The organism is Sphingobium sp. AP49 (assembly GCF_000281715.2).
GTDB lineage: Bacteria > Pseudomonadota > Alphaproteobacteria > Sphingomonadales > Sphingomonadaceae > Sphingobium.
Map to the genome: position 1 here is coordinate 602,731 of NZ_CP124576.1, position 17,680 is coordinate 620,410.

Genomic DNA, 17,680 nt, shown 5'->3' on the forward strand with positions numbered 1-17,680 from the left:
CCGGTCATCCGAACGGGCACGACTCATTTCGCGCCGGGCTTGCGCGCGGCGGCCTGCTGGGCTTGGGCGATGGTCGCGCCCGGCGTGCCGGCGAGGCGGGAAATGGTCTTGAGCGCATAATCGAGCTGGAAGTCCTCGACCCCCTTCTTCTTCAGATCCTCTGCGGACATGGCGAAGCGCGGATCGTCCTTGGCATCCTCTTCCAGCGCGGCGTCGTCGGTCTTGATCTCGTTGATCAGGTGGCGGCGCAGGTCGCTCTCGCGGAACTTGGGGCGATTCTTGTAGTCGGGGTCGCTGAGCTGCGGCACCTTGATGTCCGGCTGGATGCCGCCTTCCTGCACGCTGCGACCCGACGGGGTGAAGTAGCGGGCGGTGGTCAGCTTGAGCGCGGTGGTGTTGGACAGCGGCAACATGGTCTGGACGCTGCCCTTGCCGAAGCTGCGTTCGCCCATGACGAGCGCGCGATGCTGGTCCTGCAATGCGCCGGCGACGATTTCGGAAGCCGAGGCGGAACCCGCATCGACCAGCACGATCACCGGCAGGCCCTTCGCGTCATCGCCCGGCTTCGCATAATAGCGCTCGACATCGCCCTTGTTGCGGCCGCGCTGCGACACGATCTCGCCGCGTTCCAGGAAGACGTCGCTGGTCGACACCGCTTCGTCCAGCAGGCCGCCGGGGTTGGAGCGCAGGTCGAGGATATAGCCGGTCGGCTTGTGGCCCAGGCTCTTGTCGATGCTGCGGATCGCCGAACGGACATCGGCGCCGGTATTGGCCGAGAAGCTGACGATGTTGATGACACCGATATTATTCTTCACTTCCCACTTCACCGGCTTGATCTCGATGATCTCGCGGGTGAGGGTCAGTTCGATCGGCTTGTCGCGGCCGGTGCGCACGATGGTGAGCTTGAGGCTGGTGCCGGGCGCGCCGCGCATCTTGTCCACCGCCTCGTCCAGCGTGCCGCCATAGATGAGCTGGCCATCGATATGGGTGATATAGTCGCCCGCCTTGATCCCGGCGCGCCAGGCCGGCGTGTCCTGGGTGGGCGCAATCACCTTGACCGCGCCATCCTCCTGCGTGACCGACAGGCCAAGGCCGCCATAGCTGCCCTCGGTCTGGGTGCGCAGATTCTGGAAATCGCGGGCGTCGAGGAAGCTGCTATGGGGATCGAGGCTGGCGAGCATGCCGTCGATCGCGCCCTTGATCAGCTTTTCATCGTCGACCTTCTCGACATAGTCGCTGCGGACTTTCTGGAACACGTCCATGAATTCGTCGAGCGCCTTGTAGCTCGATGCCTCGCCATCGGCGAGCGCCGCGGTGGTGGCGGGGATGAGCGCAAGCGCGCCGAGCGCGACCGCGCCCTGCAGGAAGGTGGATTTCATGGCTGTCCTTGGAGTCCGCATCAAGGGATCGATATACGTCGATTCGCTATCCAACGCAAAAGCGCGCTTCGACCAATGTTGCCTGGCGTCGATGAGCGGGGGGTTAATGGGGCCGGTCCATGTGGCGATCGACACCCAATAATGCAGCTGCTTGCAACAATCTGCGATCCCGTGTCCAGATCGACGAGCCGGGCGTCAGGCGCGCCGAAACCAGCAGATGCGCGTCGATATAGCCAATGCCAAGGTTGAACAGGGGGATTTGCTCGATCAGCATGTCCACCTCGGCATTGCGCGCCTGAACGACTTCCGGCAGGCGACGCAACATGTGGAGGATGGTGCGCCGGTTGCGCATGCTGCCCAATGCGATTTCGCCGATGATGAAAGGATGCGTCAAAATACGGCCAGCGTTCAGCATGGCGGCCATGTCGCGATCCGTGTCGCGCAGATGATCGATCCAGATCGAACTGTCGGCGAGGATCATGCGATTCCGGTGCTACGCAATAGCAGTGCGGCGGCGCGGGGGCAGTGCCAGATCGGGTTCCGTGCCACCCAATAGCGCCAGGCGCCGCGCGGCTTCGCGCTGAATCAGGGCTTTGAGCGCTTCTCGAACGAGCGCCGATTTCTCTGTCAGGCCTGTCAGTTCCTGAGCTTCGGCTAGAAGTTCATCATCAAGGGCCAGTGTCGTGCGCATGTGTCATGCTCCTTAGGCACGATATTTATCATCATATGATGATGATTTCAATGCTTCAGCCCAGTCCCACCAGCGGCACGATGTCCACCGGGCGGCCGTTGCGGCGCAGTTCGATGGTGACGGTGGGGCGGCCCTGAGCGGCGGTGAGGCCGACCGGGTCGCCCTGGCGCACGGTTTCGCCGACCTGGGCGGTGACGCGGTGCAGGCCGGTGATGAGGGTGGTCCAGCCCTGGCCATGGTCGATGATGAGGATCTGGCCATAGCCGCGATAGGGGCCGGCAAAGGCGATGCGGCCGGCGGTCGGCGCGACCGCCTGAGCGCCGGCCTGCGTCACCAGGGTCAGCCCGCGCGATCGCACGCCGCCGTCATTCACTTCGCCCATGCCGGTGACGAGCTGGCCGACGACCGGCAGGCGATAGGGCGGCGGGCCGCTGTCCAGCGTCTCGCGGTCGGGGGCGGGGGCACCGGCCTGGTCGGGGCGGGCGGGGCGCAGCACCGGGCCGGACAGTTGCGCCAGGCGATCGCGCAGGTCGCTCGCCACCTCCAGCTGGTCCATCAGGTCGACAATGTCGCGCGCCTTTTCGCCCAGTGCCAGCGCGCGTTCGCTCTCCAGCCCGGCATTGGCGCGATAGTCGCGGGCGGCGACGCGCTTTTGCGTTTCGAGTTGGCGCAGCGCGGCCTGGCGATCGGTGAGGGCGCGGCGGCTGTTTGTCAGGGCGTCGGCGGCCTGCTGCGCGGTGGCGCGGATCGCGCGGCTGCGGTCCAGCTCGGCGCGCAGGCCGGCGGTGCGCTGCTCGATCACCGGCAGCACCTGTCCCAGCACCGCGCGCATATGGACGGCGTCGCTGATCGATCCGGGCTGGACGAGGGCAAGGGCGAGCGGGCGGCGGCTCATCATCTGCAGCGCGGCGGTCAGGCGCACCACCGGTTCCTGCCTGGCGGCGAGGCGCGCGGCCTGGGCGCGCTGCATCCGGGCGATGATGGCGATGCGCGCCTGGGCGGCCTGCACATCGGCCTCGGCCTGCTGGATGCGGGCGGCCATGGCGGCGGCGCGGCGGCCGGCCTGTTCGGCCTCGTCACGGGCCATGCCGGCCTGACGCTCCAGCCGGACCGATCGGTCGGCGGCCTCGGCCGACTGGCTGCGTGCATCGCGCAGGGCCTTCTGCTCCTGCGCCAGGGTCGTGCCGGCGGTACCGGACAGGATGATGGCACTGTCGTCGCTGGCGGGCAGGCGCGTAGCGGCGAGGGTCACGAGGCCCGCCAATGTCATGCTTGAGATGATGTTGCGCTTCAACCGCTTGTCCCGCCCGATAGGGCTTTGACTAGGCATAACTGCCCTGTCTGTCGAGCCTCAGCCTTCGCGGTGATAGGGGTGGTTGGCGAGAATGGAGCAGGCACGCCACAGCTGTTCGGCCAGCATGGCGCGGGCCATCATGTGCGGCCAGGTCATGGCGCCAAAGGCGATCAGCAGGTCGGCATTGGTCCGTTCGGCATCGTCGAAGCCGTCGGCCGCGCCGATCAGGAAGCGGATCTCGCGCGTACCGGTGTCGCGCCAGCCCTCGATCCGCCGGGCAAAGTCCATCGAGGCGAGCTGCTTGCCCTTCTCGTCGAGCATGACCGTGACGGTACCGGGGCCGATGGGCGGCAGCTTGCCGCCCCGGTCCGGCATCTCGGTGATCTTGTGCGGCATGGTCAGCCGCTTGACATAGCGGTCGACCAGATCGGCTTCGGGCGATCGCCCGATCTTGCCGCGCGCGATGATGTGGAGGAGCATGGCTCCTCCCTAGCCTGTCATCGCGCCCATGTCGAAGGGCGCGACGGCAAGGATCAGGCGTTACCCGCGACCGGCGCGTCGACGAAGCCCCACATCCGTTCCAGATTGTAGAAGCTGCGCACTTCCGGCTTGAACAGGTGGACGATCACGTCGCCGGCATCGATCAGCACCCAGTCGGCGACCGGCAGGCCCTCGACTCGTGCGGAACGACCGGTTTCCTTCTTGATGCGTTCGGCCAGATGCTGGGCGATCGCCGCGACCTGACGCGACGAACGGCCGCTCGCGATCACCATGTGATCGGCGATGCTGCTCTTGCCTTCCAGCGGGATGGAGATGGTTTCCTGTGCCTGGTCGTCGTCGAGCGACTGCATGACAAGGGCGTGCAGGGCGGCCACGCTATCGGCGGCGGGCGCCGTATCGTTGGCAGGGGCGAGGTTAGTCAATTAAACTCCAATCTAGACGATCAACCGGCGCGTGAGCGGATCGCGCACACACGTTGCTTCATATTCGCGATGCCAGAGGGGGTCCGCCTGCCGCAGCAGGGTTGCCGATCTTGGATCAGGGCGAAAGCGCAATAGCACGAGCGCCGGTGGTCTCCAATTCGTCCAATCTGCACTCTGGCGCGCGGACCGGACGAAGCGCCGCAGCCAGCTCATGGCCGTAGAGCCACGGGCAACGTCATCATAGCCCGGACGGGCGATAACGGCAATGGGTATCTGTCGGGCAATGCCGCGCCAGTCCTTCCACCGGGCGAACTGGGCCAGATTGTCAGCGCCCATCAGCCATATGAAGCGGTGACGGGGATAGCGTTGGCGCAGCGCATGGAGCGTATCGGCGGTGTAGCGTGTGCGCAGTTGACGCTCGATCGCAGTGGCGCGAATCGGGGCGCGGCGGGCGATCTTGCGCGCGCGGGCAAGGCGGGTGGGGAGCGGCGCCATGCCCTTGGCGGGCTTCAGCGGGTTGCCGGGCGAAACCAGCCACCACACTTCATCCAGCCCTAACGCCTTGCACGCGAACAGCGAAATGGTGCGATGCCCGCCATGTGCCGGGTTGAAGGAGCCGCCGAGCACGCCGATCTTTTTCATGGGATATGCCATGCCAGCGCCCGGAAGGGGCGGCAATGGGTTTGGCAGATACTTGATGTCGCGAAATAGGAAATGGGCTGTTTAACTCCGCATGTTCCGACCGATCGAATGGGATCTGGCCCCTTTTGCGGTCGGTCTTGGGATGCGACCGCGCGATGGGAATGGGGGCCGGCCCTTGGCATCGGTGTCCTGGCACGATAGCCCCACCGCCATGACCGTTCCCGCCCATCCGCGCCGCACCGCCGCCATCGCCTTCATCCTGGTGACGGCGTTGCTCGACGTCATGTCGATGGGCATCGTCATTCCGGTGTTGCCGCAGCTGATCGAAGCGCTGTCCGGCTCCAGTACCAGCGCGGGCCTGTGGAACGGTCTCTTCGTGGCGCTGTGGGCGGCGATGCAGTTTCTCTGCTCGCCGGTGATCGGTTCGCTGTCCGACCGGTTCGGGCGGCGGCCGGTAATCCTGATCTCGGTCGCGGGGCTGACGCTCGACTATATCCTGATGGCGCTGGCGCCCAATCTCTGGTGGCTGGCGCTGGGACGGATGCTGGCCGGGGTCACCTCGTCCAGCTTCACCTCCACCTTCGCCTATATGGCCGACATCACCCCGCCCGAAGGACGCGCGCGCGGCTATGGCCTGATCGGCGCGGCGTTCAGCGCCGGCTTCGTCGCCGGACCGCTGCTGGGCGGCGTGCTGGGCGAAATTTCGCACCGTGCGCCCTTCTGGGCAGCGGCTGGCCTGTCCGGCCTCGCCTTCCTATACGGCCTCATCGTGCTGCCTGAATCGCTGCCGGTGGACAAGCGCATGGCCTTCAGCTGGCGCCGCGCCAATCCGTTCGGTGCATTGCAACTGCTGCGCTCCCACCCCGAGCTGTCGAGCCTGGCGGTCGTCAATTTCCTCCTCTATTTCGCCCATCATCTCTTCTCGGCCGTGTTCGTCCTCTATGCTGGCGACCGTTATGGCTGGGGGGCGTGGCAGGTCGGCACCCTGCTGGCGCTGGTCGGGCTGATGGACATGGGGGTGCAGGGGCTTCTGGTCGGTCCGGTGGTGAAGCGGTTGGGCGATCGTACCACGATGGTCGTGGGCTTAAGCTTTGGCGCGGTCGGCATTGCTGCCATGGGCCTGGCGCCCACCGGCTGGCTATTCGTCGCCGCCATGTTCCCCAATGCGCTCTGGGGCCTGGCCATGCCGACCATCCAGTCGCTGATGACCCAGCGGGTGTCGGAAAGCGAGCAGGGCCAGTTGCAGGGCGCCAACAACAGCGTTGGCGCGATCGCCGGTATCGTCTCGCCACTCTTCTTTGGCGCCATCTATTCCGCCTCGGTCGGCGCCCGGCCGATCCTGCCCTTCATCGGCAGTGCTTTCCTGATTGCGGCGCTGGTGCTGGCTGGCGCCGCGCTGCTTGGCCGGGCGGCTGCGCACATGACGGCCTCGCCCTCTCCTGCCTGAGCGGGGAAAACTGGACATATCGGGGCGGGGCGACTAACCGGGCGCGAATCCCTTCCACCGCTCGATATAAAGGCGATTCGATGACGCTGCCCCTTCAGGATTCCATCCTTATCGTGGACTTCGGCAGCCAGGTGACCCAGCTCATCGCCCGGCGCGTCCGCGAAGCCGGCGTCTATTCCGAGATCGCCCCCTTCACCCAGGCCCAGGCCGCGTTCGACCGGATGAAGCCCAAGGGCATCATCCTCTCCGGTTCGCCCGCCGGCGTGCCGGAGGAAGGCAGCCCGCGTGCGCCACAGGCGCTGTTCGACGCCGGTGTGCCGATCCTGGGCATCTGCTACGGCCAGCAGGTGATGAGCCATCAGCTCGGCGGCGAAGTGCGCCCCGGTCACGAGACCGGCGAAGGCGGCGAATTTGGCCGCGCTTTCCTGACCGTGACCGAACCCTGCGCCCTGTTCGACGGGCTGTGGGACGTCGGCGAACGGCATCAGGTGTGGATGAGCCATGGCGACAAGGTCACGAAATTCGCGCCCGGCTTCAAGATCGTGGCGGTGTCGGATGGCGCGCCCTTCGCGGTGATCGCCGACGAGGAACGGAAATTCTACGGCACGCAGTTCCATCCGGAAGTCGTGCATACGCCCGACGGCGGCAAGCTGATCGCCAATTTCGTCCGCCATGTCTGCGGCCTGGCCGGCGACTGGACCATGGCCGAATTCCGCCAGGTCAAGATCGCCGAGATCCGCGAACAGGTCGGCACCGGCCGGGTCATCTGTGGCCTGTCGGGCGGCGTCGATTCCGCCGTGGCAGCGGTCCTGATCCATGAAGCGATCGGCGACCAGCTGACCTGCGTGTTCGTCGACCATGGCCTGATGCGTCTGGGCGAAGCCGAACAGGTGGTCAGCCTGTTCCGCGAACATTATGGCATCAAGCTGGTCCATGTGAACGCGGAAGAGCGCTTCCTTGGCGGCCTTGCCGGCCTCACCGACCCGGAAAAGAAGCGCAAGTTCATCGGCGGCGAATTCATCGCCGTGTTCGAGGAAGAAGCCGCGAAGATCGGCGGCGCCGACTTCCTGGCGCAGGGCACCCTCTATCCCGACGTGATCGAATCGGTCAGCTTCACCGGCGGCCCCTCGGTAACGATCAAGTCGCACCATAATGTCGGCGGCCTGCCCGAACGCATGAACATGAAGCTGGTCGAACCCTTACGCGAACTGTTCAAGGACGAAGTGCGCGTGCTGGGCAAGGAACTGGGCCTGCCCGACATCTTCGTCGGCCGCCATCCCTTCCCCGGACCCGGCCTTGCCATCCGCATCCCCGGCGAAGTGACCAAGGAGCGCTGCGACATATTGCGCAAGGCGGACTTCATCTATCTGGAGGAAATCCGCAACGCGGGCCTCTATGACGCGATCTGGCAGGCCTTTGCCGTGCTGTTGCCGGTCCGCACCGTCGGCGTGATGGGCGATTACCGGACCTATGACAGCGTCTGCGCGGTGCGCGCGGTCACCTCGACCGACGGCATGACCGCCGACATCTACCCCTTCGATGCCGCTTTCCTGAGCCGCGTCGCGACCCGCATCATCAACGAGGTCAAGGGCATCAACCGCGTGGTGTATGATTACACCTCGAAGCCCCCCGGCACGATCGAGTGGGAGTAAAGCCGAAATAGCGAATGTCCGGGGGACATTCGCCGGCTTTACTCGGCCGCGCAAGCGGCCGTGGGTATCGAACTCAACCGCCGTCCGGGGGACGGCGATCCGGTTTATTCGGCACCGCAAGGTGCCGCACCGTTTAGACCCAGATGCAGCGGCGCAAGCTGCCGCTTACCGCTCCGCCAGCACCGCCGCCATCTGCGCCACCAGTTCGGCCGTCGGCCCGGCATCGTCCCAGGCATAGAGCGACACGCGCATTGCGGCCTCTTCCCCGAACGGCGCATAGGGTCGCACCGCACGCCCGGCCGCCGCACGCATCGGCACCAGCGACAGGCCCATGCCGGCCTCCACCGCAGTCAGCACGCTGGTGAGGTCGCTGCCGGTGAAGGCGACATGGCAGCGCCGTCTTTCCCGTCCGATCCGGTCGAACATCGCGTCGCGATAGAGGCCGCCCGCGGGAAAGGCGACCAGCGGCAACGGATCGGGCCAGTCGCCCTGCCGGTCGGTACTTTCATACCAGCCGATCGGTTCGGGGAAACTGGCGCGACAATCTGCGCTCGGCGTCGCTTCCTTGACAGCGATGATGTCGAACTCGCCCGCACGATAGCGGCGGGTGAGGTCGCGGCTGAGCCCGGTCGTAACGTCCAGCCGCACGGCGCGATATTGGTCGGAAAGGCGGGCGAAGACGCGCATCATCGCACCGCTGGCAATGTCGTCCGGCAGGCCGATGCGGATCGATGCGCTGCCGGCCGGATCGGCGAGCAGGCTTTCCGCCTCCTGCTGCAGCGACAGGATGCGCCTGGCATGGCCCAGCAGCCGCTCGCCCGCGGCCGTCGGCCGCACCGGCCGCGCCGCCCGATCAACCAGCACATGCCCCACCGCTTGCTCCAGCCGACCCAGCTGCTGGCTGATGGTCGACTGGGTCATGTGCAGCCGCTGCGCCGCGATGGTGAAGCTGCCGCTGTCGGCGATCGCGACGAAGGCCCGGAGCAGGCGCGGATCGAGCATGATACTCCATTTAAATTATGAATGATTGCCATTCATATATGTTGTTTGTCGATGATGCAGCCCCTGCCTATCCTGCGCGCCGCACAAGAACCGGGGATTTCCATGAAGACGCTTCTCGCCGCGCTGCTGGCCGCCACCGCCCTGTTGCCCCTGCCCGCCGCGGCAAAGACCGCGCCGGCCCACGCTGACCTGCTGATCCGCCACGCGACGCTGGTCGATGTCGAGCATGGCCGTCTGGTCCCCGATCAGGCCGTCGCGACCAAGGGCGACCGCATCGTCGCGGTCGGCGACGACGGGACGATCGCCGCCGCCTGGCGCGCGGGCAAGAGCGTCGAGGCCAAGGGCCGCTATCTGATCCCCGGCCTGTGGGACATGCATGTGCATTTCGGCGGCGGGCCGGACCTGGTCGAAGAGAATAAGGCGCTGCTGCCGCTCTATATCGCCAATGGCATCACCACCGTGCGCGATGCGTCGGGCGACCTGCCCTATGATGTGCTGCGCTGGCGCGGCGAGATTGCCGACGGGCGGCTGTTCGGCCCGACCCTGCTGAGTTCCGGTCCCAAGATCGAGGGGATCAAGCCGGTGTGGAAGGGCACGCTGGAAACCGGATCGGAGGCGGATGTCGATCAGGCGATCGCCAAGCTCAAGGAACTGGACGTCAATTTCGTCAAGATCACGGACAGCACCCTGAAGCCCGAGCTGTTCCTCTATGCCGTGCACCAGGCGCGCGGCGCCGGGCTGCGCGCGTCGGGCCATATCCCGATGGCGCTGACCGTCGGCCAGGCGATCGACGCCGGGATCAGTTCGATCGAGCATATCGACTATGCGCACAAGGCGGGCGTGAAGGACGAGGCGCGGATCACCGCCGATTTCGCCGCCGGCAAGATCGACCGGGCACAGGCGAGCGCGCAGCTGGATGCCGGCTTTGACGAGGCCACCGCCATGGCCGCCTATCGCGACATGGCTGCGCGCGGCGTGTTCGTGACGCCCACGCTCAGCATCTCGCGCACCGTCGCCTATCTCGACCAGAACGATCACAGCACCGATCCCGAACTGGCCTATATCGGCCCGCGCCTGCGCAAGACCTATGACTGGCGGATCGAGCGCGCGGCGAAGGCGACGCCCGATCAGATCGCCCAGCGCCACGCCATTTACGAGCATAATGCCGCGATCCTGCCGCTGTTGCAGCAGGCCGGCGTGACGATCATGGCCGGCACCGATGCCGGCTTCCTCAACAGTTTCGACTATCCCGGCTTTGCCCTGCATCAGGAACTGGCGCTCTATGTCGATCGCGGCCTGACCCCGGTCCAGGCGCTGGCCAGCGCCACCCGCGCCGGCCCGGCCTGGTTCGGCCTGCTCGACCGCTATGGCGCGGTGGCGGAGGGCAAGCAGGCGGATATGGTCCTGCTGACCGCCAATCCGCTGGAGGATATCCACGCCACCAAGGCGATCGACGCGGTGATCCTGCGCGGCACGCTGCAGGACCGCGCCCGGCTCGACGCGCTGCTGGCAGAGACGAAGGCGAAGGTCGCCGCCTGGAATGCGGCGGCAACCCGGCCCTGACGGGTCAGCCGCGCATCAGCATGTCGGCCGGCACCGGCAGCATATCGACCTTGCCGGTCGCCACGTCATAGACGGCGGCGACCACCTTCAGCGTGCCGGCCTTCACCTTCTCCTCGATCACCGGTGAGGCGTTGACCAGAGTCGCCGCCTGCACCAGCGCATTGGTGCGGGTGACGATGGCCGCGTCCTTGCTGCGGGCGAGATAGAGGGCGGGCAGGATCGCGGGGAACAGCGCGCTGATCTGGCCCGGTACCTCGGGATTGTCGATCGCCGCCTTCACCGCGCCGCAATTGCTGTGGCCCATGACGACCAGCGCCTTCAGCCCCAGCACCGCCACGCCATATTCCAGGCTGGCAACGATTTCGGGCGTGGTGATGTTGCCGGCGATGCGGGTGACGAACAGCCGGCCGATATATTCGTCGAACAGCATCTCCACCGGCACGCGCGAATCGGCACAGGAGAGGACGCCGACCACCGGCCATTGCCCCTCGGCCGCGCGTGCCTTGATGATCGACAGGTCCTGCAGATGGGCGGTCGGCTTGCCGGCGACGAAACGGGCGTTGCCGGCCATGATCTCGGCCAGGGCGGCGTCCGGCGTCATCGACGCATCCGGGCCGTCGGCGGGCGGGGCCGCTATCGCTCGCGCAGTTGGCAAGGCGGCCATGGCCACCCCGCCCGCCATCGTCATCGCTGTCAGAAAGGCGCGGCGGGACGACGCGCTGCCGTCGTCCTCCTGCGTCCTGTGTAGCTGGTCATACATGCCATCGACGTCCGAACACATGGGTCTGTCTCCCTGTGATGAGGAGGTGCCATGATGCCGGACCCGTTTGCGCACGGCAATGGAAAGACCTGGATCAAGACGCAGAGCCTGATTCACGTCATCGGTAGAAGCGCAAGGCGCTTCCACCTCAAACGATCAGGCTCTAGACCAAACCATCGCCGCCGATCCGATGGAGCCCCGCTTGCCCGACACCCAAATTGGCCATCCCGTCTATCGCGACATGCCGACCACCATCTTCGAGCATATGTCGGCGCGCGCGCGCGAAACCGGTGCGATCAATCTGGGCCAGGGCTTCCCCGAAGGGCCGGGACCGCAGGCGGTGTTGCAGGCGGCGGCGGACGCGCTGCTGACCCGCTCCAGCCAATATCCGCCGATGCCGGGCCTGATCGAATTGCGCACCGCGCTGGCCGATCATTATGCCCGGCGTCAGGGCCTGGACCTCAGCCCGCTGGAAATCATCGTCACATCGGGCGCGACCGAGGCGATCGCCGCCAGCCTGCTGGCGCTGGTGCGGCCAGGGGACGAGGTGCTGATGCTGGCGCCGCTCTATGACGCCTATCTGCCGCTGGTCGAACGGGCGGGCGGCGTGGCCAGGGTGGTGAAGCTGACCCCGCCCGACTGGCGCGTCACCCGCGACGCGCTGGAAGCGGCGATCACACCCCGGACCCGCATCCTGCTGATGAACAATCCGGTCAATCCGACCGGCATCGTGCTGCGCGAGGAAGAACTGGCGCTGCTGGCCGACCTGTGTGTCAGCCATGACCTGATCGCGCTGTGCGACGAGGTATGGGAGGAGACCGTCTATGACGGCGTGCCGCATCGCCCGCTGATCGGCTTTCCCGGCATGCGCGAGCGTACGGTCAAGATCGGGTCGGCGGGCAAGATCTTCTCCGTCACCGGCTGGAAGGTCGGCTGGATGTGCGCCGCGCCGCCGATCGCCACCCTGCTCGCCCGCGCGCACCAGTTCCTGACCTTCACCACCCCGCCCAACCTGCAATGGGCGGTGGCGCAGGGGCTGGGCTGGCCCGAAGATTGGCTGAACGACCAGCGCGCCGCCTATCAGGCGTCGCGCGATCGGCTGGCGGCGGGGCTGAGCCAGGCGGGCTATGTCGTGCAGCCGAGCGGCGCCACCTGGTTCCTGTCAATCGACCTGCCCGCGTCCGGCATCGCGATGGACGATGTGAGCTTCTGCAACCGGATCATCGACGAAGCCGGGGTGGCGGCGATCCCGATCTCCGCCTTCTACCCCGACGATCCGGTCACCCATCTGGTCCGCCTGTGCTTCTCCAAGTCGGACGCGACGCTGGATCAGGCGATCGAGCGGCTCGCCGCCTTTCGCGCCAGCCTGGACTGACGCAGGATCGCCGCGCCCAGGATCAGCATGAGGATCAGCACAAGGCCTTGTGCGGCCAGGAAGGGCGGCTCGCTGCCGGTCGGTGCGAGCCGATTGAGGGCCGGCACCTTGAGGAAGCCCTGCACGACAGCCACGAACAGGTTGAGCCACAGGGCGATGGTCGCCGTGACCGCATAGACGCCCCGCGTCCGGCCCCGCAGGCCAAGGCCGTAAAAGGCAACGAAGGCGATAATCAGCACCAGCGTCGAGAGGGTGCCGACGCCGATCGCCGGGGTGAAGCCGCGAAAGGGAAAGAGGAAGCCGGTGAGGCTGGTGAGCAGAGTCGTCACCAGGAACAGGCCCTGCACTTTTGGCAGGACATGCCCCTTGGCCATGGCCGGCAGGGCAACAAGGCCGCTGGCGATGCCGATCAGGCTGATCGCGACATGCAGGGCGATGAAGGCGGGAATGGAAAGACCGAGGATCATGATTTTTCTCCTAGTTTCCAAAAATCCGTTCGGCTCTCGACACGCTCGAACCGAACGGGGGTAGGTTCACACCCGATAACGGGGCGCCGCATCCTTGAGCGACAGGTTGGGCCGAAGCGCGGCCCGCGCGTCGAGATAGGCGTCGAGATCGGCCCGGTCCGGCAGGGCGGGGATGGTGATCGCCTCGCCCATGTCGAGCCCGGCCAACGCCGCGTCGACCATCACCTCGACATCCATCACCATATGCGGCGGCAGGCTGGCAATCTGTTCCGCCGTCCAGATGGCGGTGCGGGTGATGCCGGGCAGCACCGCCTGCACCTTCACGCCCTTGCTGCCCAGTTCGACCTGCAGCGCCTCGGTAAAGGCCAGCACATAGGCCTTGGTCGCGGGATAGACGGCGGTGAAGCCGTCCGGCATCAGCGCCGTGACCGATGTGATGTTGACCAGCGTGCCTGCACCCTTGGCCGCCAGCCGCGGGGCGATCGCACGGGACAGCCGCGTCACCGCCAGGATGTTGAGGTCGATGAGGCCGGTGAGATAGGCCGGGTCGGTCTCGACAAAGGCCTGCTCCCCGGCGATGCCGGCATTGTTGACGAGGCCGGTGATCGCGTCATCGTCGCGCAGCCGCGCCTCGACCCGCGCCAGATCATCGGCTTTGGCGAGGTCAGCGGAGATCACTTCCACGCTGACGCCGCTGTCGGCGCGCAAGCTGGCGGCCAGCGCCTCCAGCTTGTCGGCGCGACGGGCGACCAGGATCAGATTGGCGCCGCGCCTGGCGAAACGATCGGCATAGACCGCGCCGATACCGTCCGACGCGCCGGTGATGAGAATGGTGTCTTTGGTCATGGGATGTCTCCTTTGAAAGACTATTTTCCCGTTCGGGCTGAGCGAAGTCGAAGCCCTTGCCTGAGCGAGGCGAAGGCACCTCGCTCCGCTCGGTGGAACCCTTCGACTTCGCTCAGGGCGAACGGTATCTGTGTCAGCCGTTGATGAAATCGAGCAGGTCGGCGTTGAACCGGTCCTGGTGAGTCTGCGTCAGCCCATGGTCGGCGCCTTCATACACGATCAGCACCGCATCCGTAATGATCTTCACCGTCGACAGGGCTGCCGCGCCGATCGGCACGATCTGGTCGTCATCGCCATGCAGGACCAGAGTAGGCACATCGACCTTCGCCAGGTCGGCATGGAAATCGCTTTCGGAAAAGGCGCGGATCGAGTCGAGCTGGCCCTTGAGGCCACCCATCATCCCCTGCCGCCAGAATTCGTCGCGAATGCCCTGGGAGATGACCGCGCCGTCCCGGTTATAGCCGTAGAAGGGCGTGGTCAGATCCTTGAAGAACTGGCTGCGATTGTCGAACGTGCCCTTGCGGATGCCGTCGAACACATCGATCGGCAGGCCGCCCGGATTGGCTTCGGTCTTCAGCATCAGCGGCGGCACCGCGCCGATCAGCGCCAGCTTGGCGACCCGGCTGGTGCCATGGCGGCCAATATAGCGGGTGACTTCGCCGCCGCCGGTCGAATGGCCGACCAGGATGACGTCGGACAGATCCAGCGCCGTGATCAGGTCGGCCAGATCGTCGGCATATTGGTCCATATTGTTATTGTCCCACACCTGGTCCGACCGGCCATGGCTGCGGCGATCATGGGCGATGGTGCGAAAGCCCTGATTGGCGAAATAGACCATCTGCGCGTCCCAGGCGTCGGCGCTGAGCGGCCAGCCATGGGAGAAGAGGATCGGCTGGCCGTCGCGCGGTCCCCAATCCTTGTAGAAGATGCGGGTGCCGTCCTTGGTGGTGACAAAATTGCTCATGTGAAATTCCCTTCTCGTTGCAGAGAGGGCGTCCCTCACGCCCTGTGCTTGCAGAATTAGGGGCAATGGCGGACAAGCGGGATTGGCGGTTCCGACATTAAGCGGGCCGATTCCGACAAAGGATCAGGAGATGGGCGACACCAGCCTTCCGCGCGCCGAGGTGGGCATATTGCTCTACCGCAACTGCCAGCAGGCGATGGTCCATGGCATGACCGACCTGATCGCCATTGCCGGCCAGTTTTCGGTCGAGCATGGCGGCCCGCTGGTGCGCGTCAGCCATTGGCAGATGGGCGATGACGGCTGCTTTGCCCGCAGCCATGACACGCATGAAGGATTGAGCGGCACGCCCGACATCTGGCTGGTCCCCGGCCGCCTGACCGGCGTGCCCGAGGCGGACGAAGCCGCGCCCTATGCCCGCTGGCTGCTCGATCGCCATGCCGCCGGCGCCACCCTTGCCTCCAATTGCGGCGGCGCCTTCCTGCTGGCGGCGACCGGCCTGCTCGACGGCCGCCCAGCGACGACCCACTGGTGGTTCGCCGACGCCTTCCGCACCCGCTTCCCCGCCGTGAAGCTCGATTGCGACCGGATCGTCATCGACGATGGCGACATCATCACCGCTGGCGGGCTGATGGCCTGGACCGACCTTGGCATGCGGCTGGTCGACCGGCTGCTCGGCCCGACGGTGATGCTCGACACCGCCAAATTCCTGCTGATCGACACGGCCGGGCGCGAACAGAAGCATTTCGCCCGCTTCCTGCCGCGCCTGACTCATGGCGACGAGCCGATCCTGAAGGTCCAGCACTGGCTCGCCGCGCGGGAGGCGAAGGCGGTCAGCGTCACCGAGATGGCGGCGCAGGCCACGCTGGAGGAGCGCACCTTCCAGCGCCGGTTCAAGGCGGCGACCGCCATGACCCCGATCGAATATGTCCAGCATCTGCGCGTTGCGCGGGCGCGCGAGCATCTGGAATTTACCCGGCGCACGATCGACCAGATCGCCTGGAGCGTCGGCTATGAGGATGCGGCGGCCTTCCGCAAGCTGTTCCACCGCCTGGTCGGCCTGTCGCCCGGCGACTATCGCGCCCGCTTTGCCGCGCCCAGCGCACAGGCGGCATGACGGCACGCACAAGGAAGCTTCTTGCGGCCGCCTCCTTCGCCCGCTAAGTTCCCGTTTCGTTCCCAAAAAGGATAGTTATGGACAGCCTCGCCGCCCTTCTCATTCCCGTCGCGCTGCTGATCGGCCTGGCCGTCGGCTGGCTGCTCAAGGGCAAGGCGCTGGCGCCGCTGACCGCCGAAAAGGCCGATCTGGCCGGCAAGCTCGACATCGCCACCGCCCAGCGCAACGGCGCGATCGCCGAATTGGCGGTGGAGAAGGAACGGGTCGCGCAGGGCATGAGCCAGCTCGCCCGGCTCGAATCCGCGCAGGCCGCGTCCGAACAGCGGATCGAGGCGCTGCAGGCCGCCGCCAGCCAGCGCATCGAGGCGATCCAGACCGAGCGCGAGGCTGCATTGCGTGACCTCGCCGCGCTCCAGTCCGACATCCACGCCCGCACCCAGGCGTTCGAGCAGCAGATCGCCGCGCTCAAGGATGCCAAGGAACAGCTTTCCGCCCAGTTCAGCGAGATTGGCGGCAAATTGCTCGAATCCGCCCAGACCCAGTTCCTGACCCGCGCCGACCAGCGCTTCGCCCAGGCGAGCGAGAAGAGCGAAGCGCAATTGAAGACGCTTCTCAATCCGGTCGAAACGACGCTCAAGCGTTATGAGGAGGGCCTCGCCCGCGTCGAGAAGGACCGGGTCGGCAGCTATGCCGAACTGCGCGAGGCGGTGCAGCAGGTCCATCTCGGCCAGGGCCAGGTGCGCGAGGAAACCGCCAAGCTGGTCAACGCCCTGCGCGCCGCACCCAAGACGCGCGGTCGCTGGGGCGAGCAGCAGTTCAAGAATCTCATCGAAACCGCCGGCCTGTCCCCCTTCGTGGACTTCAAGGAGGAAGTGTCGGTCGCGGTCGAGGACGGCCGCCTGCGCCCCGACTTCGTCATCAACCTGCCCGGCGACCAGCAGATGGTGGTCGACGTCAAATGTTCGCTGGTGGCCTATCTGAACGCGGTCGACCAGGTCGACCCCGCGCAGCGCGACGCCCATATGCTCGACCATGCCCGCGCGATGCGCACCCATGCCGACGCGCTGGGGCGCAAGGCCTATTGGGAACAGTTCGACAAGGCGCCCGACTTCGTGATCATGTACGTACCCGGCGACAATTTCGTCACCGCCGCGCTGGAAGCGGACATGGAGCTGTGGGAACGCGCCGCCAAGAATCGGGTCATCATCTGCGGTCCGGCCACCTTCCTGCCGCTCGCCCGCACACTGGCGGGCCATTGGCGCCAGGCCAAGATGCAGGAACAGGCACAGCAGGTGGGCCAGCTCGGCAAGGAGCTGTATGAACGCCTGTCGGTCGCCGCGACGCACCTCAAGCGTCTCGGCTCCGGCCTCAACAGCGCGGTCTCCAATTACAACAGCTTCATCGGCAGCTTCGAGACGCGTGTCCTGTCCACCGGCCGCAAGTTCCGCGACCTCGACATCGAGACCGGCGGCAAGGAGATTGAGGCGATGGAACCGCTCGACGTCCTCGCCCGCGACGCCCAGGCCGACGAGGCAAGAGCGCTGCCTGCGGCGCAGTGAGG

The 17,680-nt window shown here is 66.3% G+C and carries 18 protein-coding genes; 6 read left to right on the forward strand and 12 right to left on the reverse strand.

Features of this window, described 5'->3' with window-relative positions:
- Positions 1-23: 23 nt before the first annotated feature.
- The 7 genes from PMI04_RS02900 to PMI04_RS02930 form a co-directional block, all read right to left on the reverse strand.
- Positions 24-1,379, reverse strand: coding sequence for a S41 family peptidase (locus PMI04_RS02900; RefSeq protein ID WP_007708045.1), 1,356 nt, complete (start codon positions 1,377-1,379; stop codon positions 24-26).
- A gap of 103 nt (positions 1,380-1,482) precedes the next feature.
- Positions 1,483-1,860, reverse strand: coding sequence for a type II toxin-antitoxin system VapC family toxin (locus PMI04_RS02905; RefSeq protein WP_007708043.1), 378 nt, complete (start codon positions 1,858-1,860; stop codon positions 1,483-1,485).
- 12 nt (positions 1,861-1,872) lie between these two features.
- Positions 1,873-2,070 (reverse strand): type II toxin-antitoxin system VapB family antitoxin, encoded by a 198-nt coding sequence (locus PMI04_RS02910; RefSeq protein ID WP_007708040.1) that lies wholly within the window; start codon positions 2,068-2,070, stop codon positions 1,873-1,875.
- 55 nt (positions 2,071-2,125) lie between these two features.
- On the reverse strand, positions 2,126-3,364 hold the full coding sequence (locus PMI04_RS02915) for a peptidoglycan DD-metalloendopeptidase family protein (protein WP_037485902.1): 1,239 nt from the start codon (positions 3,362-3,364) through the stop codon (positions 2,126-2,128).
- Between the two features lie 57 nt (positions 3,365-3,421).
- Positions 3,422-3,844: a 23S rRNA (pseudouridine(1915)-N(3))-methyltransferase RlmH gene (locus tag PMI04_RS02920; protein WP_007708032.1), complete on the reverse strand. Its 423-nt coding sequence runs from the start codon at positions 3,842-3,844 to the stop codon at positions 3,422-3,424.
- 53 nt (positions 3,845-3,897) lie between these two features.
- The gene (gene rsfS / locus PMI04_RS02925; protein ID WP_007708029.1) at positions 3,898-4,287 is read right to left on the reverse strand and encodes a ribosome silencing factor; all 390 of its coding nucleotides are present in this window, start codon (positions 4,285-4,287) and stop codon (positions 3,898-3,900) included.
- Positions 4,288-4,299: 12 nt separating this feature from the next.
- A complete protein-coding gene (locus tag PMI04_RS02930) occupies positions 4,300-4,929 on the reverse strand; it encodes a nicotinate-nucleotide adenylyltransferase (protein ID WP_007708025.1) in 630 nt (209 codons plus the stop codon).
- A gap of 211 nt (positions 4,930-5,140) precedes the next feature.
- On the opposite strand from PMI04_RS02930, the gene PMI04_RS02935 reads away from it, so the two are divergent.
- Together PMI04_RS02935 and guaA are read left to right on the forward strand one after the other, a co-directional pair.
- Entirely contained in the window at positions 5,141-6,376 is a 1,236-nt protein-coding gene (locus tag PMI04_RS02935; protein ID WP_037485921.1) for a tetracycline resistance MFS efflux pump, read from the forward strand.
- Positions 6,377-6,456: 80 nt separating this feature from the next.
- Positions 6,457-8,028, forward strand: a complete 1,572-nt coding sequence (gene guaA / locus PMI04_RS02940; protein ID WP_007708017.1) for a glutamine-hydrolyzing GMP synthase — start codon at positions 6,457-6,459, stop codon at positions 8,026-8,028.
- A gap of 165 nt (positions 8,029-8,193) precedes the next feature.
- Here guaA and PMI04_RS02945 read toward each other — a convergent pair whose 3' ends face one another.
- Positions 8,194-9,030: a LysR family transcriptional regulator gene (locus PMI04_RS02945; protein WP_007708014.1), complete on the reverse strand. Its 837-nt coding sequence runs from the start codon at positions 9,028-9,030 to the stop codon at positions 8,194-8,196.
- 102 nt (positions 9,031-9,132) lie between these two features.
- Between PMI04_RS02945 and PMI04_RS02950 the strand changes: the two genes are divergently transcribed.
- A complete protein-coding gene (locus tag PMI04_RS02950; RefSeq protein WP_007708011.1) occupies positions 9,133-10,593 on the forward strand; it encodes an amidohydrolase family protein in 1,461 nt (486 codons plus the stop codon).
- 4 nt (positions 10,594-10,597) lie between these two features.
- Here the strand turns inward: PMI04_RS02950 and PMI04_RS02955 are convergent, their stop codons facing one another.
- Positions 10,598-11,374, reverse strand: a complete 777-nt coding sequence (locus PMI04_RS02955; protein WP_007708007.1) for a carbonic anhydrase — start codon at positions 11,372-11,374, stop codon at positions 10,598-10,600.
- A gap of 169 nt (positions 11,375-11,543) precedes the next feature.
- Here PMI04_RS02955 and PMI04_RS02960 point away from each other — a divergent pair, with 169 nt between their 5' ends.
- Positions 11,544-12,728 (forward strand): aminotransferase, encoded by a 1,185-nt coding sequence (locus PMI04_RS02960; RefSeq protein WP_037485899.1) that lies wholly within the window; start codon positions 11,544-11,546, stop codon positions 12,726-12,728.
- Here the strand turns inward: PMI04_RS02960 and PMI04_RS02965 are convergent.
- From PMI04_RS02965 to PMI04_RS02975, 3 genes are all read right to left on the reverse strand, one after another.
- Positions 12,683-13,195, reverse strand: coding sequence for a hypothetical protein (locus tag PMI04_RS02965; RefSeq protein ID WP_007708001.1), 513 nt, complete (start codon positions 13,193-13,195; stop codon positions 12,683-12,685). The genes PMI04_RS02960 and PMI04_RS02965 overlap by 46 nt on opposite strands.
- 66 nt (positions 13,196-13,261) lie before the next feature.
- Entirely contained in the window at positions 13,262-14,041 is a 780-nt protein-coding gene (locus tag PMI04_RS02970) for an SDR family oxidoreductase (protein WP_007707998.1), read from the reverse strand.
- A 133-nt stretch (positions 14,042-14,174) separates the two neighbouring features.
- Entirely contained in the window at positions 14,175-15,005 is an 831-nt protein-coding gene (locus PMI04_RS02975) for an alpha/beta hydrolase (RefSeq protein ID WP_007707995.1), read from the reverse strand.
- 130 nt (positions 15,006-15,135) lie between these two features.
- Here PMI04_RS02975 and PMI04_RS02980 point away from each other — a divergent pair, with 130 nt between their 5' ends.
- Positions 15,136-16,119 carry a GlxA family transcriptional regulator gene (locus tag PMI04_RS02980; RefSeq protein ID WP_007707990.1) on the forward strand — a complete coding sequence of 328 codons (984 nt, stop codon included), beginning with the start codon at positions 15,136-15,138 and terminating at the stop codon, positions 16,117-16,119.
- Positions 16,120-16,196: 77 nt separating this feature from the next.
- Positions 16,197-17,678, forward strand: coding sequence for a DNA recombination protein RmuC (rmuC, locus tag PMI04_RS02985; RefSeq protein ID WP_007707989.1), 1,482 nt, complete (start codon positions 16,197-16,199; stop codon positions 17,676-17,678).
- The last annotated feature ends 2 nt before the right edge of the window (positions 17,679-17,680 follow it).